The organism is Agromyces hippuratus (assembly GCF_013410355.1).
GTDB lineage: Bacteria > Actinomycetota > Actinomycetes > Actinomycetales > Microbacteriaceae > Agromyces > Agromyces hippuratus.
The window spans coordinates 3,159,917-3,181,165 of sequence record NZ_JACCFI010000001.1; the positions used below are offsets into that span (position 1 = coordinate 3,159,917).

A 21,249-nucleotide genomic window follows, 5' to 3' on the forward strand; every position below is an offset into this window, starting at 1 on the left:
CGAGCGGATGCCGCGCCACGGCTCCGGTGCGCCGCCTCAGGCCTCGTGCACCGTCGACCCCGCAACCACGGTGCGCACGACGCGCGCCGTGAGCAGCGACTCCTCGCCGGCCGCGAAGACGTCGGTGTCGAGCACCGCGAAGTCGGCCGCGAGGCCGGCGGCGAGGCTGCCGCGGGCACTCTCATCACCGCATGACGCCGCTGCGTCGCGCGTCGCGTGCACGATCGACTCGGCGAGCGGCAGCGCGAACTCGGGCTGGATCGGCGCGAACGACGGGTCGAGCGCCGAGCGCCGGGTGGCGGCGACGTACATGTTCGGCAGGGCATCGTGCGGAGCGGTCGGCGCATCGGTCGAGAAGGCGAGCAGTGCGCCCGCGTCGACGTACTCGGGCCAGGCGAAACCGCGGTCGGCGCGCTCGTCGCCCAGCATCGCGGCCCAGTTCGCCCAGATGGCGGGGTCGGCGTGCACGGGCTGCATCGACGCGGTGACGCCGAGTCGCGCCATCCGCTCTGCCGTGCCCGGCGCAGCGTACTCGAGGTGCTCGATGCGGTGCCGGCGGGCCGGCTCGCCGTTGACCTCGTGCGCGTGCTCGAGCGCGTCGAGCGCGTGGTCGCTCGCGAGGTCGCCGATCGCGTGCATCGCGACCTGCAGGCCTGCGGCGTCGGCGGCCGCGACGACGGGCTTCAGCCGGTCGAGCGGCCAGATCGGGTCGGCGTTCGAGCCGTCGGCGTACGGATGCCGCATGGCCGCCGTACACGCGTCGATGACGCCGTCGAGCACGAGCTTGATGCCCGCGACCCGCAGCCACGGCGACTCGATCTCGCCGGCCAGCTCCACGGCCCGCCCCACCTGTTCGAGGTTCTCGGCGTCGTCGCCCGTGTTGGCGACGAACCAGTGGCCGACGACCCGGATCGGCAGGGAGCCGCCGCGGCGTGCTGCCGCGCGCTGGAACGCGGCGAGCCCGAGCTCGTCGAACGCCATGTCGACCACGGCGGTGACGCCCGTCGCGAGGTACGCCGCGATCGTGCGCTCGACGGCGGCGTCGCGGTCGGCGTCGGTCGCGATCGAGGCGAGGTGGCTCCACACGAACTGCTGCGCGGCGGTCTCGAAGAGCATGCCGTCGGGCTCGCCGTCGGCGTCGCGTCCGATCGAGCCGCCGATCGGGTCGGGGGTGTCGCGCGTGATGCCGAGCTCGGCGAGCGCAGCGGAGTTCACCCAGACCGAGTGGTAGTCGTTCGCGTCGAGGTAGACGGGCACGTCGGCGACGACGGCGTCGATCATCGCCGCCGTCGGGGCGCCGCCCGGCAGGGAGTCGAACAGCCAGCCGCGGCCGAGGAGCCGAGGCGCATCCGGTGCGGTCTCGCGGGCGGCGCGGAGCCGCGCCTGGATCTCGTCGAGCGATCGGGCATCGGTGAGTCCGACGCGACCGAGCGCCTCGCCCATCATGACGAGGTGCGTGTGCGCGTCGGTGAAGCCGGGCAGCACGAGCCGGCCGTCGAGGTCGATCGTCGCGGCATCCGTGCCCGCTGCGGTGCGTGCGCCGTGTGCGTCGCCGACATAGGCGAGCGTGTCGCCGTCGACGACGAGGGCCTCGGCCCACTCGTTGGCGGGGTCGGCGGTGAAGATGCGGGCATTGGTGACGAGCGTGCGGGTCACGCGGGAACCTCCTGGAGTTCGGCGGCGGCAGCGGCCGCCTCGGCGCGCTCGCGCCGGGTCGAGAATGCGGCCACGGCGGCCACCGGCACGGCGAGCACGAAGCTCGCGACGCCGAGCACCACGGCGAAGCCCTGGAAGCCGAAGACCTCGACGAGGGCGGCGCCGATGACCGGCGTCAGGCTCGAGCCGACGAGGTACACGGCGAGCAGCGGCGCCGACCAGCGACCGTCGGCGTCGAGCGCCGACGAGGTCGAGACGAAGTACATGAAGGCGAGCGCGTAGAGCGTGTTCCACGCGATGAAGACGACGATGAAGGTGGTCTGGTCGGTGACGAAGCCCTCGACGATCTTCAGGATGCCGCCGCCGACGAGCAGCACCGCGAGCGGCACGGCCCGGCCGAGGCGGTTGCCGACGATCATGAGCAGCACCGAGCCGATGAGTCCGCCCGCGGTCGCGCCGCTGAGCGCGAGGCCGAGGCCCTCGGGCGTGAGCGACGCCTGCGCGCCGCCCATGACGCCGGCCATGGCCCAGAGCGAGTCCTCGCTCACGGCCCAGAGGGCGAAGGTGACGAGCAGGGTGAAGCCCGCGATCCTCACGGCACGAGGCGAGGGGAGCGCGCGCGACGTCGCGGCGGCGGCTTCGAGGGCGGGCACGGCCGCGGTCGGCGGCACCTCGACGGGCACGGCCTCGGCGACGGCGACCGGCGACTTCGGGGCGATGACGGGTGCGGCGGGGAGCCAGCCGCTCACGAGGAGGGCGACGACCGAGAAGATCGCGAGTGCGCCGAACACGTCGATCGGCGCGAGGCCGATGAGCGGGATGATCGCGAGGATCACGGTCACGACAGCGCGGTTCGCGAGGCCGTTGAAGCCCGCCACGCGGTCGGGGTTGGTGAAGGCGGCGATGGCGGCGCCGCCCGACGCGACGGCGCCGCCGGCGCCGATGCCGCCGACGATGAGGCCGCCGATGACGGCACCGGGCGCCGGCACGAGCGCCGCCGTGGCGAAGCCGAGCACCGAGAGGGCGAGCCCGGCGCGGGCGACGGCGAGGCGACGCGGGCCGGCGCAGAGCGGCGCGATGGCGAGGCCGGTGACCGCGGTGGCGAGGAGGGTCGCGGTGATGATCCAGCTCGCGGTGAGCACGTCGGCGCCGATCGCCTGCTGCAGCGCGCTGATCATGTAGGGCGAGAGGTTCACGCCGAGGTAGCCGGCGATGCCGATCGTGAAGGTCGCGGTGGCGCTCGGCAGGCGGAGCGGCACGCGCACGGTGAGGTCGTTGGACACGGAGATCTCCGGAGATGCTCGGGCACGTCGATGTGCCGGGTTCGGACGCGGCAGGGGGTGTCGTCGCGATAAGTGAATGGTGTTCGTTTATTATGCATACGAGTGCCCGCGATGGGAAGAGTGGATTCCGAACGGCCACCCCTAGGCTGAACCAGGCGACCGAACGAGGAGGTACCGTGGCCCGGCCCAGAGTGCCCCTGCTGTCGACCGAGCGCATCGCCGACGCGGCCATCGAGCTCGTCGATTCGGGCCAGGCGTTCGGCGTCAACGCGCTCGCGCGGCAGCTGGGCGTCACCCCGTCGTCGCTCTACAACCACGTCGACGGCCGCGACGGCATCATCGAGCTCATGCGCGGCCGGCTGGGGGAGTCGTACCTGGCGGATGCGCCGAGCGGCGACTGGGTCGACGTCGTGACGCACACCATGCGCGCCTCGCGCCGCATGTACGCCGAGCACCCGTCGATCGTGCCGCTGCTCGTGGGCAAGACCATCACGCACCCCGCGGTGATCGAGAGCTACGACCGCCTCGCCACCGCGCTCGTCGGCGCCGGGTTCCCCGACGACGAGGTGATCACGGTGATCGCGATCCTCGACTCGTTCGCGCTCGGCTTCGGCCTCGACCTCGCGTCGCCCGACGACATCTGGAGGCCCGAGACGCCGACGACCTCGCTCGGGCGCCTGCTCGAGGTCACCGCAAAGGGTCGCGAACGCTCCGACCAGGTGTTCGAGATCGGGCTCGAGCTCCTGCTCGACGCCCTGCGGCTGCGCCTCGGTCGCCTCGATCTCGACTGAGCCGATGGCACTTTCCCCCGAGGCATCCGTGTCGCTACGGTGAACCGTGGACGCCCCGACCGCGGGCGCCGGAATGGGGAACCCGAATGGCTGCACTCGACGACATCGTCGCCAACCTCCCGATCGGCGACATCGCCGCGAAGCTCGGCGTCGACGAGGCGACCGCGAAGCAGGCAGTCAACGACGCGCTGCCCGCACTGCTCGCCGGCCTGGGCGCGAACGCCGCCGACCCCGCGGGTGCTGCATCGCTCGAGAAGGCCGTCGCGAAGCACGACCCGAAGCTCATCGAGGGCGGCGTGAACCTCGCCGACGTCGACGAGGAGGACGGCAAGAAGATCGTGAAGAACGTCTTCGGCGACAAGACCGACCAGGTCGTCACGGCGCTCGACAAGAAGGAGGGCGGAGCGGGTGACCTCATCGGCAAGCTCCTGCCGATCCTCGCGCCGATCGTGCTGAGCTTCCTCGCCGCGCAGTTCGCGAAGAAGCCCGAAGCGGATGCTGCGGCGCCGGCGTCGTCGGGCGGTGGCATCGGCGATCTGCTCGGCGGCCTCCTCGGCGGCGGCTCGGGCTCGTCGGGCGGCGCCGGCGGCGGCCTCGGCGACGTGCTCGGCGGCCTCCTCGGCGGCGGCTCGGGCGGCTCGAGCTCGGGCGGCGGCCTCGGCGATCTGCTCGGCGGCCTGCTGGGCGGCGGCAAGCGCTGACCTATCTGCGGGTTGGGCTCGTCGAACTGCGGGTTGAGCCCGTCGAAACCGCGGGTTGAGCTCGTCGAAACTGCGGGTTGAGCTCGTCGAACTGCGGGTTGAGCTCGTCGAAACCCCTGCCGAGCGGGCAGGTTTCGACGGGCTCAACCTGCACACCTCGCACGAGCCCAGCTCACGAGACACGCCGCGCATAGACTGGCGGGGTGCCAGTGAACCCCGAGCTCCAGGGGCGGACCTTCCCGCCCACCGAGCCCTACCTCGTCGGTCGTGAGAAGGTGCGCGAGTTCGCCCGCGCCGTGTTCGCGACGAACCCGATCAACCTCGACCCCGAGGCCGCACGCGCAGCGGGCTACGCCGACGTCGTCGCGCCGCCCACCTTCGCCGTGGTCGTGCAGGAGCAGACGCTCGCCCAGCTGCTGGCCGACCCCGAGTCGGGCATCGACTTCTCGCGCGTCGTGCACGGCGACCAGCGCTTCACCTCGACCCGGCCGATCGTCGCGGGCGACCTGCTCACCGCGACGCTCACGGTGGCGAGCGTGAAGAGCCTCGGCGGCCACTCGATGGTCACGGCCGAGTCCGCCATCACCGACGCCGACGGCGCGCACGTCGTCACCGCCGTCTCCACCCTCGTCGTGCGAGGAGACGAATGATGCCCGCCCCCGACTTCGCAACCCTCACCGTCGGCGACGTCGTCGCCGAGCGGTCGTTCCCGCTGACCCGCGACTCGCTCGTGCGGTACGCCGGCGCCTCGGGCGACTTCAACCCGATCCACTACCGCGACGACATCGCGGCCGAGGTCGGCCTGCCGGGCGTGCTCGCCCACGGCATGCTCACCATGGGCCTCGCGGTGCAGCCGGTCGTCGACTGGGCCGGAGACCCCGGCCGCGTCGCCGACTACCAGGTGCGCTTCACCCGCCCCGTGATCGTCGACCCGAAGACCGGCGCGACCGTCACGGTCTCGGCGAAGGTCGGCCAGCTCGACGAGGCCGCCACGGTCGCACGCATCGACCTCACGGTGAAGGTCGGCGACGACACGGTGCTCGGCAAGGCGCAAGTGCGCGTCGTGCTCGGCTGACATGAGCGGCGACATCCGTTTCGCGGACCTCACGACGCTGCAGGTCGGCGGGCCGATCGGCCGGCTGGTCACGGCGACGACGCAGCGCGACCTCGTCGACCTCGCGACCGAGACCTGGGCGACGGATGACGCGTGGCTCGTGCTCGGCGGCGGCTCGAACCTCCTCGTGGGCGACGAGGGCTTCGCGGGCACCGTGATCCGGGTCGCCACCCGCGGCATCGAGGTGCTGCCCCCGGCGACGGGCGCCGAGGCATCCGCTCGACCGACTCAGGACGGCGCCGTTCGCCTGCGCGTGCAGGCGGGCGAGTCGTGGGACGACCTCGTCGCGTGGACCGTCGAGCACGGCTACTCGGGCATCGAGGCGCTCTCGGGCATTCCCGGCTCGGTCGGCGCCGCGCCCGTGCAGAACATCGGCGCCTACGGGCAGGAGCTCGCCGCCACGCTCGTCGCGATCGAGTTCCTCGACGAGGGTGCCGAGGCGCCCCGCCGCATGACGGCCGCCGAACTCGAGCTCGGCTACCGCACCTCGGTGCTGAAGCAGGGGCTCGCGGGCATCGTCGTGACCGTCGAACTCGAACTGCACGACACCGCCGCCGAGCGCGCGGTGCTCGGCGAGGCGCTCGGCCAGCCGATCGCCTACGGGCAGCTCGCCGACGCACTGCACGTGCAGCAGGGCGATCGCGTCGCGATCGCCGACGTGCGCGCGAGCGTGCTCGCCCTGCGCGCCTCGAAGGGCATGGTGCTCGACCCCGACGACGCCGACTCGGTGAGCGCGGGCTCGTTCTTCACGAACCCGATCGTGGGGGAGCACGTCGCCCGCACGCTGCCGGGCGCGGCGCCTCGCTGGTACGTCGAGCCCGAGGCGCCCGACGTGGTGACGCCGCTCGGTTCGCTCGCCTCCGGGTCGCCGCTCGACGTGTTCCTCGCGCATCAGGCCGAGCTCGAGGAGTTCGACGACGACGTCACCGTGGCTGAACACATCGACGCCGAACCGCTCGTGAAGCTTTCGGCGGCGTGGCTCATCGAGCATGCGGGCATCCGTCGCGGCTTCGCACTGCCCGGTTCGCGTGCGGCGATCTCGTCGAAGCACACGCTGTCGCTCACGAACCGCGGCGGCGCTTCGGCTGAAGAGGTCGCGACGCTCGCGCGGTTCGTGCAGGGGCGGGTGCAGGCCGAGTTCGGCATCGTGCTGCGACCCGAGCCCGTGCTCGTCGGCGTCGAGCTGTAGCGCCGTCCGCCGTCCGCACCCCGTTGCGGCCGCGCCCCGTTGCGGCCGCGCCCCGTTGCGGCCGCCATCCGCGGCCCCCCGGCCCCCCGCCAAGCCCTCGCGCCGGCCCTCACGCCCTCGCGCCCTCACGCCCTCACGCTCGCCGACATGACAGAAATCGCCGCCCGTCCGACCGGACCGGCGACGACTTCTGTCATCTCGGCGGCGCGCACCGCGCTGATCCGGGCGCAGGGCTCGCGGTCAGCGGCGGGAGCGCTCGCCGCGGCGGATGAGTCCGACGATGCCGAAGAGCGCCACGACGACACCCACGACGACGATCACAGTGAGGGTCGCGGTGAGCGGGTTCAGCGTGAGCACCCAGTCGCCGACGGCGTCGCGTCGCATGGGGTCGACGAGCACCCAGAGGGTCGCCGCCGACGCCCCGCCGAAGAGCAGCGCCCAGACGAGCGCGCCCCAGCGCACGGTCGGTCCGGCCGCGGCGGGGGCCGTGCCGGCGGTCGGACTCGTCACCGAGCCATCGGCCGGGTCGCTCCAGTCGGGGAGGATCGCAGTGGTCGCGGCATCCGCTGCGGAGGCCGGCTCGCGGGAGTCCTGGCTGTTCGTGGTCATGGTCATTCCCCTTCGCGGATCTCGATGTGCACCATGCCGGAGCCCTGCTCGAGCACGATCTTCGCGTCGACGGGTTCATCGCTCGCGTGGAACTCGCGCACGATGTCCTCGCCGCCGAGGATCAGCGCGCCGCGATCGAGGCCGCCGATCTGCGGTGTGGTGGTCGAGGAGAAGTCCTGCGAGTACGCGGTGATCTCGATCTCGCCGGCCCGGCTCGCGTCGAGCACGACCTCGGTGTCGGGGTCGATCGTGATCCAGGTGTCGCCGGTGCCCTGTGTGAGCTCGACGACGGGCGCCACATCGCGGAACCACGGGGTGGCGTAGACGTAGGCGTCGCCGTATGGCTGCACGAGTCGTTGGGAGCGGTCGAGCGAGACGCTGTAGTTCGGCGGCACCAGCACGCCGGCCGGCAGGACCGACGCGGCGATCACGGCCACCGTCATCGCGAGGGCGGAGAGCAGCGTCGTGAAGGCGAGGGCGCCGCTGCGTCGTCGCCGGAGCGCCGCGACGACCATGCCGACCGCGAGCAGCAGCGTCGCGACCGCCAGGGCGATCGGGATCGCGAACCCGGCCACGTCGGGCGTGTTGAGCGCCCAGATCGCGGCGATCGAGCCGCCGACCAGCGCCAGGCCGAGCACGGTGAACACGAACGCGGCGCTCGCCCTGGGGCGACTGGCGCGGCGCGCTGCGCGTGCGGCATCCGCCTGAGCGGTCAGCTCGCGCGCCTTCGCCTTGTTCTCCGCTGCCGCCTGTGCCCGGGCGGCTCGTTCGGCCTGCTCCTGACCCGACTTCCACTCGGCGTGCGAGACGCGCCACGCCTCGTGCTGGGCCCGCCACTCGGCGATCGCCGCGGCGTCAGCGCCTTCGGCGGGAACCGGTGGTTCCGTGGTCGGCACGGCCGTCGAGGCGTCCGTCGCTGCGCCGGGGGAGTCGGCGGGAGCCGGTGCCGACGCCGTGGCCGGTGCAGCCGCTGCTGCGAATGCGGCGGTCGAGGGGTGCCCCGGAGCGGCGCCGGCGGCCGCGGAAGCCATTCGCGCGCCGACGCCGCTCGGGGAGTTCTGGGAGGCCCGCTGCGCGAGCCAGACGACGAACGCGACGATCGCGACGATGACGATGAGCACCCACAGCACCCGGAGCGGCCAGGCGAGGTCCAAGCCGAAGATCGGGTCGATGAACGTCGGCCAGTCCGGCCACCAGCGCCAGCCGAGCCACCCGCCCTGGACGAGGGGGATGAGGCCGATGACGCCCATCACGGCGATGCCGACGATCGCCGGGTCGACGATGCCGCGGATCAGCCGCTCGACGTGGATCTCGCCCTCGGTGTCGGGCAGCAGCAGCCACGCGATCGCGTAGAGCAGCACGAATGGGGCACCGAGCACCGCGACGACGACGACGATGCCGCGCACGATGATCGGGTCGATGCCGAGGCGGGCGGCGACGCCGGCGCAGACGCCGCCGAGCCAGCCGGCGCGACGGGGCACGCCGAGTCGGCGGAGCCAGTCGTAGAGGCCGGTGCCGGTGCCCGGCGCGGGTGTCGCCGCGCCGGGGTCACCGGAGGATGGAGTCGCTCCCGCCGCCCCGTGGGCATTCGGGCCGGACGCCGTGGAGTCCCCCTTCACGTCGTCCTGCACTGGGTCCGCCTCGGGGGCGGTCGGGTTCGTCTCCATGCTTCGATGCTGGCAGGGGCGACGGATGGGCCGCCATGGGGTGAATCCCTGATTCGACCCTGATCGGGGAGCCGGGGCCGGGGCGCACGCCCGCTCGTCTGCTTGGATTGCAGGCATGGAGTCGCGTGCGGAAGAGGTGACGGATGCCGCGGCATCCGTGCCCCCCGACGCCGCGGCATCCGCTCCCCGGCTGACGAGGCCGCGTGCCTGCATGGCCACCGGCGTCTCGGCGGGGCTCGCGGCCCATCTCGGCTGGCCCGTCTGGATCGTGCGCACCGCGTTCGTCGTGACGAGCCTCGCGAGCGGCGCCGGGCTGCTGCTCTACCTCTGGCTCTGGGTGTTCACGCCGTGGGCGCCGGGCGAGGAGCGCCCGACCCGGCGCGCTCCGGTCGCCTGGCTCCTGCTCGTGGGCGGCACGGTTCTGCTCGTGATCAGCATGGCCACAGCCGGAGCGGTGACGCCGTCGACGTACGACGGACTCGGCCCCTGGATGCTCGTCACGCTCGGTGGTGTCGTCCTGACCGTCTCCGCGGGCATGTGGGCGACCTTCATCGACCGACCGGATCCCGAGCGCGGACCGCGCAACGAATTGGCGATCCGCATCGTCGCGACGACGTTGCTCGCCATGACCGCGCTGCTCGTCGTGCTCGGCCCGGCCGCCCATTGGTTCCCGGTGCCCGCATTCGTCGCCGCGCTCGCCGCGGTCATCGGCATCGCCCTCGTCTACGTGCCCACGCTCATCGCCTCGTGGCGCGACCTCACCGCCGAGCGCACGAAGCGCATCCGCGAGGAGCAGCGCAGCGAGATCGCCGCGCACCTGCACGACTCGGTGCTGCAGACGCTCGCGCTCATCCAGAACCGGGCTGGCGCCACGAGCGAGGTCGCCCGCATCGCCCGGGCGCAGGAGCGGGAGTTGCGCGACTGGCTCTTCGCGGGCGACACTCCCGCCGACAGCGACCTCGGCACCGACCTCCGCGACTTCGGCGCCGCGCTCGAGATCGACTACGCGGTGACGGTCGACGTCGTCGTCGTGGGGGAGTCGCGGGAGCGCGCGAGCGGCGAGATGGCGGCGGCCGCCCGCGAGGCGATGCTGAACGCCGCGCGGCACGCGGGCGGCGAGGTGTCGGTGTACGTCGAGTCGACGCCGGAGTCCGTCGAGGTGTTCGTGCGCGACCGCGGCCCCGGCTTCGCGCTCGCCGACGTGCCCGGCGACCGGCTCGGGGTGCGCGAGTCGATCATCGGCCGCATGCGCCGCGCCGGCGGTTCGGGCGAGGTGCGCCCGGGCGTGGGCGGCGTGGGCACCGAGGTGCGACTGCGGTTCCCGGCCGCCGAACGGGTGGAGGGCAATCGTGGCTGAGCGGGTGCGGGTCGTGATCGTCGACGACCACTCGATCTTCCGGTCGGGTCTGAAGGCCGACCTCGACGAGACCATCGAGGTCGTCGGCGAGGCCCATGACGTCGAGTCCGCGGTCGCAGTGGTGACGGATGCCGCGCCCGACGTGGTGCTCCTCGACGTGCACCTGCCCGGGGTGGCCGTGCCGGTGGGCACGAGCGGCGGCGCAGAGGTGATCCGGCGCGCCGCGGCATCCCTTCGACAGGCTCAGGACGGCGCCGAGACCTCGACGCGGTTCCTCGCGCTCTCGGTCTCGGACAAGGCCGAAGACGTCGTCGGTGTCATCCGCGCCGGCGCCCGCGGCTACATCACGAAGGGCTCATCGGGCGCCGATGTCAGCCGAGCGGTGCACGCCGTGGCCGGCGGCGACGCCGTGTTCTCGCCGAAGCTCGCGGGCTTCGTGCTCGACGCGTTCGGCGCCCCGGTGGGGGAGACCGCGTCGGCGAACGATGAACTCGACCGGCTCTCGGCGCGCGAGCAGGAGGTCATGCGGCTGATCGCCCGCGGCTACGCCTACAAGGAGGTGGCCGCCGAGCTCTTCATCTCGACCAAGACCGTCGAGACGCACGTGTCGGCGGTGCTGCGCAAGCTCCAGCTCTCGAGCCGACACGAGCTCACGGCCTGGGCGAACGCGCGGCGCCTGCTGTAGCGCCTGCTCTCGCCGTGCCGTCGCTCGCCGGCCGATACACGTCGAGCGCCGCCGGCACGATCCGCACGCTCGTGCGGTAGCCCGGCGATGCGGTGCGGGCGGATGCCTCGGCCGGCGCCTCGAGCGCCACCTCGCCGTCGTGGGCGAATCCGGGCGGCTGCCCGTGCCGGGGCCGCACGAGCACCTCGATCGATGCGGTCGTGAACGACTCGAGGCGCTCCGGCAGCAGGCGGATGCGCCGGAGCACGGCACTCGTGCGACGACCGAAGGCGAGCGCTCCGGCGGCCCGAACCCGCGAGCCGGCGTGGAGGATCCGCACGTCGAGCACGCCCCCGTCGAGTCGTCGACGCTGCATGGGCGCGGCGATGCCGGGGTCGTTGGGCCCGACGCCCACGTACAGGGTCCAGACGCGCGCCCGCCGCCCGCCGACGATCACGGTCACCGGAGCCGAGCGGCGCAGCACCCGCGCTGCCGCGGCGACGGCGGCGAGCCACTTGCCCCACCGCTTCTCGTGCCGCTCGCGCTCGGCGACGAAATCGGGGTAGAGCCCGACCGAGGCGGTGTTCAGCACCGTGATCGGCGGCCCGTCGGCGAAGCGGAGCTCGGCGACATCCGCTCGCACGCCCTCGCCGCGCTGCAGGGCATCGACCGCGAGGTCGACGGATGCCGCGCCCGCCGTGCGCGCGAAGTGGTTGAACGTGCCTCCGGGCACGACGAGGAGCGGGACTCCGGCCGCGCGAGCCTCGTGTGCCACGGCGGCGACCGAGCCGTCGCCGCCGCACACTCCCACGATGCGCGGCGGTTCGTCGCGGGCCAGCGCTGCACGCACGGCGGTGGCGGGGTCGTCGCCGTCGAGCACGTGCAGCTCGGCTCGCGGCAGGCGTCGCTCGAGCACCTGCATCGGGTCGGTGCGAAGCACGCTCGTGCCCGACGCCCGGTTGACGACGATGAAGACGCCGGCGCCGTCGGGCGATTCGGGCAGGCGGCGGTCGGCACCGCTCGGCGCCGGGGCGTCGACGTCTCCTGCGCCCGGGCGCGCGATGGCGGCGCTCAGGCCCGCGACTCCGGCGCCGAGCGCGAGCCCGCCGACGACGTCGGACAGCCAGTGCGCGCCGGTGTGCAGCCGCGAGTAGGCGACCCCGAGCGCGACCGGTGCCAATGCGGCGCCGAGGCGAGGCTGCTCGATCGCGATGCCGGTCACGAAGGCCGCGGCGCTCGCCGAGTGCCCCGACGGGAACGAGGGGGTGACGGGCGGCCTCGGCAGGTGCCGCCCGATCGGCACATCGGCGAGCAGGGGCCGGTCGCCCCCGAAGAGCTGCTTGGCGATCACGTTGGTGAGCGCGCTCGCGACGAGCAGCGAACCGAGGGCGCGCGCTGCCGTGCGTCGGTGTCCGAGCACGGCGAGCACGCCCGCGATGGTCCACCAGAGCACGCCGCGGTCGGCGAAGCCCGAGACGCGCGACCAGAAGCGATCGGCCATGGGGTGCGTGCGGCGGGCGTTCACCGCACGTGCGGCCGCGGCATCCGCTCGCCGGACCCAGGCTGGCAGGATCCTCGTCCGTTGGACGGCGATGCGAACGCTGCGGAAGATCACGCCGCCATCGTAGGCGCGGTGCGCCGCGCCGTCGACGGGTTGCGCCGCCGGCCGCGGAGCCGGACGCTCTGAAAAGAATTCTGCTATTCAGTGTTGCTATCTACCGGTACTCATGCTTACTATGTACCAGTAATCAGTCACACCAAGTAGTGAAAGGAGGGGCTCCATGGGCAAGCAGACCACCGAGATGCTGAAGGGCACGCTCGAGGGCATCGTCCTTGCGATCCTGGCCGTGAGTCCGGCCTACGGGTACGAGATCACGGCCCGACTTCGCGACGAGGGCTTCTCCGACATCGCCGAGGGCACCGTCTACGCCCTGCTGGTCAGGATCGAGCAGCGCGGCCTCGTCGACGTCGAGAAGGTTCCGTCGGAGAAGGGCCCGCCGCGCAAGGTCTACACGATCAACGCACAGGGCGGCGCATACCTCGATGAGTTCTGGAGGACGTGGAGCTTCCTCGCAGAACGAATCGAACAGCTGCACCACCGCATCGAACGCACGAACGAAGAAGGAGAATGACCATGGCTGCGAAGTGGTACGAGTTGATCACCGGATCGCTCGACGACAAGAAGGCGTACCGCCGGTACAAGGCCCGCATCGCGGCCCTGCCCGAGCCCTACGGCACCGCCGCGAAGGCCTTCGAGCGCTACTTCATGTACAACGGCGGCATCACCGACGGCGACTCCGCCGTGATGCTCACGATGCTGAACGACTTCGCCGATCTGTGGGAGCGGGCCGCCGTCGACCAGACGCCGGTCGAGGACATCGTCGGCGACGACCCGGTCGAGTTCGCCGAGGCATTCGCCGCGGCGTACGCCGGCAAGCGCTGGATCGACAAGGAGCGCAACCGCCTCACCGAAACCATCCAGAACCTCGAAGGGAAGGAAGAACGATGACCACCGAAGCAGCCATCCGAGTACGGGGCATCGAGAAGTCGTTCAAAGACCTGCACGTGCTGCGGGGCGTCGACTTCGACGTCGCGCGGGGCAGCATCTTCGCCCTGCTCGGCTCGAACGGAGCGGGCAAGACCACCCTCGTCCGCATCCTCTCGACGCTTGCGAAGGCCGACGCCGGCACCGCGACCGTCAACGGCCTCGACGTCGCCGCCAGCCCGGGCGACGTGCGTGAGGCGATCAGCCTGACCGGCCAGTTCGCCGCCGTCGACGAGGTGCTCACGGGGCGCGAGAACCTCGTGCTCATCGCGAAGCTGCGGCACCTGAAGAACCCGGGCGCCATCGCCGACGAGCTGCTCGCCCGCTTCTCGCTCACCGAGGCGGGTGGCCGAAAGACGGCGACCTACTCCGGAGGCATGCGCCGCCGGCTCGACATCGCGATGAGCCTGATCGGCAACCCGCCGATCATCTTCCTCGACGAGCCGACCACCGGCCTCGACCCGCAGGCGCGCATCGAGGTGTGGCAGACCGTCAAGAAGCTCGCCGAAGCGGGCACGACCGTGCTGCTCACGACGCAGTACCTCGACGAGGCCGAACAGCTCGCCGACCGCATCGCGATCCTGCACAAGGGCACGATCATCCAGAACGGCACCCTCTCCGAACTCAAGCAGCTCCTCCCGGCCGCCACGGTCGAGTACGTCGAGAAGCAGCCCACGCTCGAAGAGGTCTTCCTCACCCTCGTCGGAGACACCGGCGAGACCGAAACGGACGATGCCGACCGCGCAGGCAGCGCGGCCAAGGCAGGAAAGGAATCACGATGACCACCCACGTCCTCAGCGACACCCGTGTCCTCACCGGCCGATCGCTGACCCACATCCTCCGCAGCCCCGACACGATCATCACCACCGCGGTCACGCCGATCGCGCTGATGCTGCTCTTCGTCTACGTGCTCGGCGGGGCGATCAACACCGGATCCGACGAGTCGTACATCAACTACATGCTCCCCGGAATCCTGCTCATCACGATCGCGTCGGGCATCGCGTACACCGCGTACCGCCTGTTCCTCGATCTGCAGGGCGGCATCTTCGAGCGGTTCCAGTCGATGCCGATCGCGCGGTCGAGTGTGCTCTGGGCGCACGTGCTCACCTCGGTGGTGGCGAACCTCGTGTCGGTCGCGATCGTCATCGGCGTCGCCCTCATCATGGGCTTCCGCACCGGGGCGTCCGTCGGCGCATGGCTCGCCGTCGCCGGCATCCTGGCCATGTTCACCCTCGCGCTGACCTGGCTCGCCGTGGTCGCCGGTCTCTCGGCGAAGACGGTCGACGGGGCGAGCGCGTTCAGCTACCCCCTGATCTTCCTGCCGTTCATCAGCTCGGCGTTCGTGCCGACCGACTCGATGCCGGCCCCGGTCGCCTGGTTCGCCGAGAACCAGCCCGTGACCTCGATCGTGAACTCCACGCGGGCCCTGTTCGCCGGTGAGCCAGTCGGCAGCGAGATCTGGGTCGCGCTCGCCTGGCTCGTCGGCATCCTCGTCGTCGCCTACGTGTGGGCGATGTCGATCTACCGGCGCAAGATCTCGTAGCCCGTAGCCCGAGGCCCGAGCGCTCACGCGAAGCTCCCCTCCACCCGTCTCCGACGCGGTGGAGGGGAGCTTCGTCGTGTCATCCCCGCGGGCTCAGCCCTGCTCGATCAGCTCATCGCGCACCGCGCGCCGCAGCACCTTGCCGATCAGCGAGCGCGGCAGCTCGTCGAAGAGCTCGATGCGACGCGGCACCTTGTAGGGCGTGAGGCTCGTGCGGCAGAAGTCGCGCAGGGCGGCCTCGTCGAAGACGGCGCCTTCGCGGAGCTCGACGCCCGCGGCGACCGCCTCGCCGCCTGAGGCCCGCGGCAGCCCGACGACCGCGGCGCCGCGCACGTCGGGGTGGGCGAGCAGGGCCGCCTCGACCTCCGACGGCGAGACGTTGAAGCCGCCCGTGATGATGAGCTCCTTCACCCGGTCGACGATCGTGACGAACCCGTCATCCGAGACGTGCACGATATCGCCCGTGCGGAGCCACCCGCCGGGCAGCAGCGTCTCGGCGGTCTCGGTCGGTCGGCGCCAGTAGCCCTGGAAGACCTGCGGCCCCCGCACGAGCAGCTCCCCGGCCTCGCCCGCCGGCCGGTCGGCGTCGGGCTCGTCGGGGTCGACGACGCGGATCTCGGTGCTCGGGAACGGCACCCCGACGGTGCCCGGCCGCCGGGTCGGTCCCATCGGGTTGCCGACGGAGATCGGCGAGGACTCGGTCATGCCGTAGCCCTCGACGAGGAGCCCGCCGGTCGCGCTCTCCCAGCGGTCGACCGTCGCGATCGGCAGGCTCATCGCACCCGAGATGGCGAAGCGGATGCGTTCGAGCGCGCGCGGGTGGCGTGCCGCGGCGTGCACGAGCTGGTCGTAGATCGGCGGCACCGCGGGCAGGAACGTCGGCGGCGAGTGGCGCGCGGCGTCGAGCACGAGGCCCGAGTCGAACTTCGGGAACAGCACGAGCCGTGCGCCGATGCTCATCGCGAAGGTCAGGCAGAGCGTCATGCCGTACGCGTGGAAGAGGGGCAGCACCCCGTAGAAGACCTCTTCGCCCTCGGCGAGGCCGGGCACCCAGGCGCGGCCCTGCATCGCGTTGGCGCGCAGGTTCCGGTGGCTGAGCACGGCGCCCTTCGGGGTGCCGGTGGTGCCGCTCGTGTACTGCAGCACGGCGGTGTCGTCGAGCGAGGGGCGCGGATGCCGCGTGGCGAGCGCCCGCCGCGAGGTGAGGCGCTTCCACTCCACGAGTCCGCGTGCCCGCGGCGTCGTCGTGAGGGCGGCGCGGGAGCGCCGGGCCTTCGGGATCGGCAGGCGCAGCGCCATCCGCTTGCCGAAGGGCAGTGCTCGGGTCAGGTCGACCGACACGATGTGGTCGGGCCGGATGTCGCTGGGGAACTCGGCGACCGTGTCGGCCACGCTGTTCCAGACGATCGCGACACGGGCGCCGTGGTCTTCGAACTGGTGCCGCAGCTCGGGCGGCGTGTAGAGCGGGTTGTGCTCGACGACGATCGCGCCGAGGCGCAGCACCGCATAGAACGCGGCCACGTGCTGCGGGCAGTTCGGCAGCACGAGCGCGACCCGGTCGCCCGCGACGACGCCGAGGCGGCGCAGCCCCTCTGCGGCCGAGGCGATCTGCTCGCCGAGCTCCCTGTAGCTCGTCTCGGCGCCGAAGAACTCGAGTGCGGTGCGGCGCCGGAAGCGGCGCACGGCGTCGTCGATCATGTCGACGAGGGTCTGGGTCGGCTCCTCGATCGCCGACGGCACCCCGTCTGCGTAGTGGGCGAGCCACGGCCGGTGTTCGTACGGATTCATACGTGCCTCTCACGGCCACCCTGCGCGCGCCGATCGCGGGCGCGCATGGTCTGCGCCACGGTCGCGTGCGGATGCCACCCTCCAGCGTAGGCGGCATCCGCTGTGCCCGAACCGTGCATCCCGGCCCGGCCTGCGGCGACCTACCGTTGCGCGGGCGTCGACCCGGTCGTCGCTGACACGACCTCGTCCTGGGCGGCGTGCAGTGCGCGCTCGGCCGCGATCGCCTCCTCGCCCTCGAGCGCCTCGCCGCGGGCGACCATGCCGGACTGCTCCGACAGGGGGATCTGCTTGAGGAAGAGCGCGAAGAGGAACGCGATGAGGATGAACGGGATGAGGTACCAGAACACGGGCGCGAGCGAGTCGGCGTATGCGGTCACGATGCCGTCGCGGATCGGGTCGGGCAGCTCGGCCAGTGTCTGCGGGTCGAGCGTCGCGGTGGCGTTGCCGGCGTCGGCGGCCGAGGCTCCGGCATCGGTGAACACCTTCGTGAGGTTCTCCGAGAGGCGCGTGGTGAACAGCGCGCCGAAGATCGCGACGCCGAGCGAGGCGCCCACTTCGCGGAAGTAGTTGTTCGTGCTCGTCGCCGTGCCGACCATCGTGGCGGGTACCGCGTTCTGCACGACGAGCACGACCACCTGCATGATGAGGCCGAGCCCCGCGCCGAAGACGAACAGGTAGATGCAGATGAGCCAGATCGGCGTCGACGCGGCCAGCGTGGTCATCGCGAGCATCGCGATCGCCGTGACGAGGGTGCCGACGATCGGGTACATCCGGTAGCGACCGCTCTTCGCGATCGCGATGCCCGACCAGATGGAGGTGCCCATCATGCCGACCATCATCGGCAGCATCAGGAGGCCGGAGGCGGCGGCCGAGGTGCCCGACGACATCTGCAGGAAGGTCGGCACGAACGCGATCGCCGAGAACATGCCGAGGCCGAGGGTGAAGCCGATCGCGGTCGCGTTGATGAAGATCGGGTTCTTGAAGAGCGAGAGGGGGATGATCGGGTCCTCCGCCTTGGCCTCCGCCCACACGAACGCGGATGCCGCGGCGAGCAGGCCGAGCCCCCAGGCCCAGGTCTCGAGGGCGTCCCAGCCGTGGTCGGCGCTGCCGCCGAAGTCGGTGAAGAAGATGAGGCAGACGGTCGCCATCGACAGCAGCATCACCCCGAGGATGTCGATGCGCTTCTCGGCCTTCTTGCTCGGCAGGGTGAGCGTGAACCAGGCGATCGCGAAGGCCGCGATGCCGACCGGGATGTTGATGTAAAACGCCCACTGCCACGTGAGGTGGTCGACGAAGTAGCCGCCGAGCAGCGGGCCGGCGACGGCGGCGAGCCCGAAGATGCCGCCGAGCGGGCCCATGTACTTGCCGCGTTCCGAGGCCGGCACGATGTCGGCGATGATCGCCTGGGAGAGGATCATGAGTCCGCCGCCGCCGAGTCCCTGCATGGCGCGGAACGCGACGAAGCTCCAGAAGTCGCCCGCGAACGCGCAGCCGATCGAGGCGATCGTGAAGAGCGCGATCGCGATGAGGAAGAGGCTGCGCCGGCCGAGCACGTCGCCGAACTTGCCGTAGATCGGCATCACGATCGTGGTCGCGAGGAGGTAGGCCGTCGTGATCCACGCCTGGTGCTCGACGCCGCCGAGCTGGCCGACGATGGTCGGCATCGCGGTCGAGACGATCGTCTGGTCGAGGCTCGAGAGCAGCATGCCGGCGATGAGCGCCGAGAAGATGATCCAGATGCGGCGCTTGGTGAGCAGCAGCGGGGCTGGCGCCTGCGCTGCGGGTGGTGCGGTGGTCATGCGGTTCCTTCTGGGGCGGGGGTGAAGACGGCGCGAGCCGCTGCGAGCGACTCGACGAGCAGCGCGGAGAACGGGGTCGTGTTGCCGGGCGAGAAGTAGACGGTGGCCGAACGGCGCACGAGGGTGCCGATGAGCTGCACGGCCATGGCCGCGCGCGGGTCGTCGGGCTCGATGCCCTCGCGCACCGCGATGACGCCGGTGAGTGTGCGTTCGAGCTCCGCGCCCTCGCGGATGAACTTCGGCAGGAGCTGCGGCTCGCGCTCGACGATCAGGTCGGGGTTCGGCTCGTCGTCGCCCGGGTCGTCGTCGAACGGGATGCTCGCGATCGCGAGGGCGACGAGGTCGTCGAGGAGGGTGGGGGAGATGCCGCTGCAGCCGCTCGGCCTGGCGTTCACGAAGTCGGTGAGCGCCTGCTCGTCGAGGGTGTCGTCACGGTGGCCGACGACGGCGTCGTCCTTCGAGTGGAAGTAGTTGAAGAAGGTGCGCCGGGAGACGCCGACGAGTTCGCAGAGCTCCTCGACGGTGAAGCCCGAGAGTCCGCGCTCGACGGTGAGGCGTCGCGCGTACCTGGTGAGATCACGTCGGGTGCGCTCGCGGCGCTGTTCGCGAACCCCGCCGGTTTTCGTTGCACTCTCGTCCATGGAGTGCAAGTTTGCACTATTCGATCAAGAGTGCAAAATCAGCTCGGTCAACTTCTCTGCGGTGTCGCGATCAGATCAGGCCGAGCTCCATCGCCCGGGTGACGGCGCGGGTGCGATCGTTCACCTCGAGCTTCTCGAACACGTGCAGCAGGTGCGTCTTCACCGTCGCCTCGCCGATGAAGAGCGCGCGGGCGATCTCGGGGTTCGAGCGGCCGTCGGCGACGAGGCGCAGCACCTCGAGCTCTCGCGGCGAGAGCGAGGGCGGGGTCACGGATGCCGCGTCCGCGCGCACCCTCGAGACGAGCTTGGCTGCAATCGACGGGGCGAGCACCGTCTCACCTGCCGCCACGGCGCGGATGCCGGCGACGATCTCGGCCTGCGGCGCCGCCTTCAGCAGGTAGCCGCTCGCCCCCGCCTCGATCGCCGCGAGGATGTGGTCGTCGGTCTCGTACGTCGTGAGCACGAGCACTCGGGTGCCCGGCACTTCGGCGACGATGCGGGCAGTCGCCGCGGCGCCGTCGAGGTGCGGCATCCGCAGGTCCATGAGCACGAGGTCGGGACGTTCGGATGCCGCGACCCTCACCGCCTCGGCGCCGTCCGCGGCCTCGCCGACGACTTCGAGCCCCCGCTCGGCCTCGAGCAGGCCGATGATGCCGGCGCGCACGATCGGGTGGTCGTCGGCGACGACGATGCGGATGGTCATGCGGTTTCCTCCGGTGGCAGCGCGGACGGGTCGGTCGCGGCATCCGCACGGGGGATGCCGACGCGCAGCACCGTGCCACCGCCGTCGCCCGGCTCGATCGCGAACGATCCGCCGACGAGCGCGGTGCGGTCGCGGATGCCGGCGAGGCCGAAGCCCGAGGTGCCGGGCGCCGCCGCTCCGGGCCCGACCCCGTCGTCGGCGACCGTGAGCACGACCTCGCCGCCGATGGACTCGACGGTCACAGCCGCGTGCCCGGCGTTGGCGTGCTTGCGCACGTTCGCGAGCCCCTCCTGCGCCGAGCGCAGCAGCACGACCTCGTGTTCGCGGCTGAGGCCGGTCGCGCTCGCCGTCACCGTCACGACGACGCCCGTCTCCCGCTCGAAGCTCGCCGCGAGTCGCTCGAGCGCGTCACCGAGCCCGGCCCCCGGTTCGACCGGGGCGAGCGAGGCGACGAGCCCGCGCGCCTCGGTGAGCGCCTCGCGCGCCATCTGCTCCATGAGCTCGACGTCGGTGCGAGCGGATGCCGCGGTCTCGCCGTCGACCCCGCCGAGACGTGTGCCCGTGCGCTGCGCGACCATGACGAGGCCGGTCAGGCTCTGCGCGATCGTGTCGTGGATCTCACGGGCGAGCCGTGCGCGCTCCTCGACGACTCCGGCATCGCGGTGCATCGCGGCGAGCTGGCCCTGCGCCGCCTGCAGCTCATCGAGCAGGCGGCCGCGCTCCTGGCCGTAGAGGGCGATGTTCGTGATCCAGAGCCCGAGTGCGATGCTGAAGCCGACCGAGACCATCGCGCTGATGACCCCCGCGACGATGCCGCTCGGGCCGAAGTGCACGATGTAGCCCGCTGCGAGTGCGACGCCGATGAGCACGTTCGACACGAGGGCGCTGCGGATCGACGGCGCGGTCGTCCAGATGAACGGGTAGACGAACACCTGGATGATCGCGAAGGAAGGCTCGAACGAGGCGCCGACGCCGACGAGCACGGCGAACGCGATCGAGATCACGAGGTGCGGTGCGAGCCGGTCGACGCCGAGATGGGCCCTGGCGTAGGCGAAGTAGAAGACGAGGAACGCGCCGGTCGTGGCCCAGACGCCCCAGTCGTTCGGTCCGTACGGCGGCGGGTCGAACAGGGTGAAGAGCACGAGGATGGATGCCACGGCGATCGCCGCGACATCCCACCATCGTCGGTTCAGCATGTT

Annotated in this window: 21 protein-coding genes; 11 read left to right on the forward strand and 10 right to left on the reverse strand. The window is 71.7% G+C overall.

All coding sequences use genetic code 11. The annotated features are described in order from the left end of the window. Positions 1 to 36: 36 nt before the first annotated feature. Both BJY17_RS18600 and BJY17_RS18605 read right to left on the reverse strand, forming a co-directional pair. Complete coding sequence (locus BJY17_RS18600; protein ID WP_322789854.1) at positions 37 to 1,656, reverse strand: amidohydrolase; 1,620 nt, start codon at positions 1,654 to 1,656, stop codon at positions 37 to 39. Then, on the reverse strand, positions 1,653 to 2,939 hold the full coding sequence (locus BJY17_RS18605; protein WP_246303741.1) for an MFS transporter: 1,287 nt from the start codon (positions 2,937 to 2,939) through the stop codon (positions 1,653 to 1,655). The genes BJY17_RS18600 and BJY17_RS18605 overlap by 4 nt, the downstream gene beginning before the upstream one ends. A 176-nt stretch (positions 2,940 to 3,115) precedes the next feature. On the opposite strand from BJY17_RS18605, the gene BJY17_RS18610 reads away from it, so the two are divergent. From BJY17_RS18610 to BJY17_RS14790, 5 genes are all read left to right on the forward strand, one after another. Beyond that, positions 3,116 to 3,730: a TetR/AcrR family transcriptional regulator gene (locus BJY17_RS18610; protein ID WP_179552030.1), complete on the forward strand. Its 615-nt coding sequence runs from the start codon at positions 3,116 to 3,118 to the stop codon at positions 3,728 to 3,730. An 86-nt stretch (positions 3,731 to 3,816) separates the two neighbouring features. Then, the gene (locus BJY17_RS14775) at positions 3,817 to 4,431 is read left to right on the forward strand and encodes a DUF937 domain-containing protein (RefSeq protein WP_179552031.1); all 615 of its coding nucleotides are present in this window, start codon (positions 3,817 to 3,819) and stop codon (positions 4,429 to 4,431) included. A 203-nt stretch (positions 4,432 to 4,634) separates the two neighbouring features. Next, positions 4,635 to 5,081, forward strand: a complete 447-nt coding sequence (locus tag BJY17_RS14780) for a MaoC family dehydratase N-terminal domain-containing protein (protein ID WP_084183995.1) — start codon at positions 4,635 to 4,637, stop codon at positions 5,079 to 5,081. Beyond that, complete coding sequence (locus BJY17_RS14785; protein WP_179552032.1) at positions 5,081 to 5,506, forward strand: MaoC family dehydratase; 426 nt, start codon at positions 5,081 to 5,083, stop codon at positions 5,504 to 5,506. The genes BJY17_RS14780 and BJY17_RS14785 overlap by 1 nt, the downstream gene beginning before the upstream one ends. Position 5,507: 1 nt before the next feature. Further along, positions 5,508 to 6,734: a UDP-N-acetylmuramate dehydrogenase gene (locus BJY17_RS14790; protein ID WP_179552033.1), complete on the forward strand. Its 1,227-nt coding sequence runs from the start codon at positions 5,508 to 5,510 to the stop codon at positions 6,732 to 6,734. A 240-nt stretch (positions 6,735 to 6,974) separates the two neighbouring features. On the opposite strand, the gene BJY17_RS14795 is transcribed toward BJY17_RS14790, so the two are convergent. Further along, positions 6,975 to 7,343 (reverse strand): hypothetical protein, encoded by a 369-nt coding sequence (locus BJY17_RS14795; protein WP_179552034.1) that lies wholly within the window; start codon positions 7,341 to 7,343, stop codon positions 6,975 to 6,977. A 2-nt stretch (positions 7,344 to 7,345) separates the two neighbouring features. After that, complete coding sequence (locus BJY17_RS14800) at positions 7,346 to 9,010, reverse strand: PspC domain-containing protein (RefSeq protein ID WP_179552035.1); 1,665 nt, start codon at positions 9,008 to 9,010, stop codon at positions 7,346 to 7,348. 115 nt (positions 9,011 to 9,125) lie between these two features. Between BJY17_RS14800 and BJY17_RS14805 the strand changes: the two genes are divergently transcribed. Beyond that, positions 9,126 to 10,367 carry an ATP-binding protein gene (locus BJY17_RS14805; RefSeq protein WP_179552036.1) on the forward strand — a complete coding sequence of 414 codons (1,242 nt, stop codon included), beginning with the start codon at positions 9,126 to 9,128 and terminating at the stop codon, positions 10,365 to 10,367. After that, positions 10,360 to 11,052: a LuxR C-terminal-related transcriptional regulator gene (locus BJY17_RS14810; protein WP_179552037.1), complete on the forward strand. Its 693-nt coding sequence runs from the start codon at positions 10,360 to 10,362 to the stop codon at positions 11,050 to 11,052. Before BJY17_RS14805 ends, BJY17_RS14810 begins: the two co-directional genes overlap by 8 nt. Here BJY17_RS14810 and BJY17_RS14815 read toward each other — a convergent pair. Beyond that, the gene (locus BJY17_RS14815; protein WP_322789855.1) at positions 11,018 to 12,646 is read right to left on the reverse strand and encodes a phosphatase PAP2 family protein; all 1,629 of its coding nucleotides are present in this window, start codon (positions 12,644 to 12,646) and stop codon (positions 11,018 to 11,020) included. The two genes, BJY17_RS14810 and BJY17_RS14815, sit on opposite strands and share 35 nt — an antisense overlap. Before the next feature lie 166 nt (positions 12,647 to 12,812). On the opposite strand from BJY17_RS14815, the gene BJY17_RS14820 reads away from it, so the two are divergent. The 4 genes from BJY17_RS14820 to BJY17_RS14835 are packed head-to-tail and all read left to right on the forward strand — an operon-like array spanning position 12,813 to position 15,119. After that, entirely contained in the window at positions 12,813 to 13,163 is a 351-nt protein-coding gene (locus tag BJY17_RS14820; protein ID WP_179552038.1) for a PadR family transcriptional regulator, read from the forward strand. A 2-nt stretch (positions 13,164 to 13,165) separates the two neighbouring features. Then, complete coding sequence (locus BJY17_RS14825) at positions 13,166 to 13,540, forward strand: DUF1048 domain-containing protein (RefSeq protein ID WP_179552039.1); 375 nt, start codon at positions 13,166 to 13,168, stop codon at positions 13,538 to 13,540. Continuing rightward, positions 13,537 to 14,358, forward strand: coding sequence for an ABC transporter ATP-binding protein (locus BJY17_RS14830; RefSeq protein WP_179552040.1), 822 nt, complete (start codon positions 13,537 to 13,539; stop codon positions 14,356 to 14,358). The genes BJY17_RS14825 and BJY17_RS14830 overlap by 4 nt, the downstream gene beginning before the upstream one ends. Continuing rightward, the gene (locus BJY17_RS14835; RefSeq protein WP_179552041.1) at positions 14,355 to 15,119 is read left to right on the forward strand and encodes an ABC transporter permease; all 765 of its coding nucleotides are present in this window, start codon (positions 14,355 to 14,357) and stop codon (positions 15,117 to 15,119) included. Before BJY17_RS14830 ends, BJY17_RS14835 begins: the two co-directional genes overlap by 4 nt. 93 nt (positions 15,120 to 15,212) lie before the next feature. Here the strand turns inward: BJY17_RS14835 and BJY17_RS14840 are convergent, their stop codons facing one another. The 5 genes from BJY17_RS14840 to BJY17_RS14860 all read right to left on the reverse strand — a co-directional run bounded on the left by BJY17_RS14840 (position 15,213) and on the right by BJY17_RS14860 (position 21,246). Continuing rightward, positions 15,213 to 16,907, reverse strand: coding sequence for a long-chain-fatty-acid--CoA ligase (locus BJY17_RS14840; protein ID WP_179552042.1), 1,695 nt, complete (start codon positions 16,905 to 16,907; stop codon positions 15,213 to 15,215). A 140-nt stretch (positions 16,908 to 17,047) separates the two neighbouring features. Next, entirely contained in the window at positions 17,048 to 18,706 is a 1,659-nt protein-coding gene (locus tag BJY17_RS14845) for an MDR family MFS transporter (RefSeq protein ID WP_179552043.1), read from the reverse strand. Then, a complete protein-coding gene (locus BJY17_RS14850; RefSeq protein ID WP_179552044.1) occupies positions 18,703 to 19,347 on the reverse strand; it encodes a TetR/AcrR family transcriptional regulator in 645 nt (214 codons plus the stop codon). The genes BJY17_RS14845 and BJY17_RS14850 overlap by 4 nt, the downstream gene beginning before the upstream one ends. Before the next feature lie 70 nt (positions 19,348 to 19,417). Then, the gene (locus tag BJY17_RS14855; RefSeq protein ID WP_179552045.1) at positions 19,418 to 20,050 is read right to left on the reverse strand and encodes a response regulator; all 633 of its coding nucleotides are present in this window, start codon (positions 20,048 to 20,050) and stop codon (positions 19,418 to 19,420) included. Beyond that, complete coding sequence (locus tag BJY17_RS14860; protein ID WP_179552046.1) at positions 20,047 to 21,246, reverse strand: sensor histidine kinase; 1,200 nt, start codon at positions 21,244 to 21,246, stop codon at positions 20,047 to 20,049. The genes BJY17_RS14855 and BJY17_RS14860 overlap by 4 nt, the downstream gene beginning before the upstream one ends. Positions 21,247 to 21,249 lie beyond the last annotated feature (3 nt).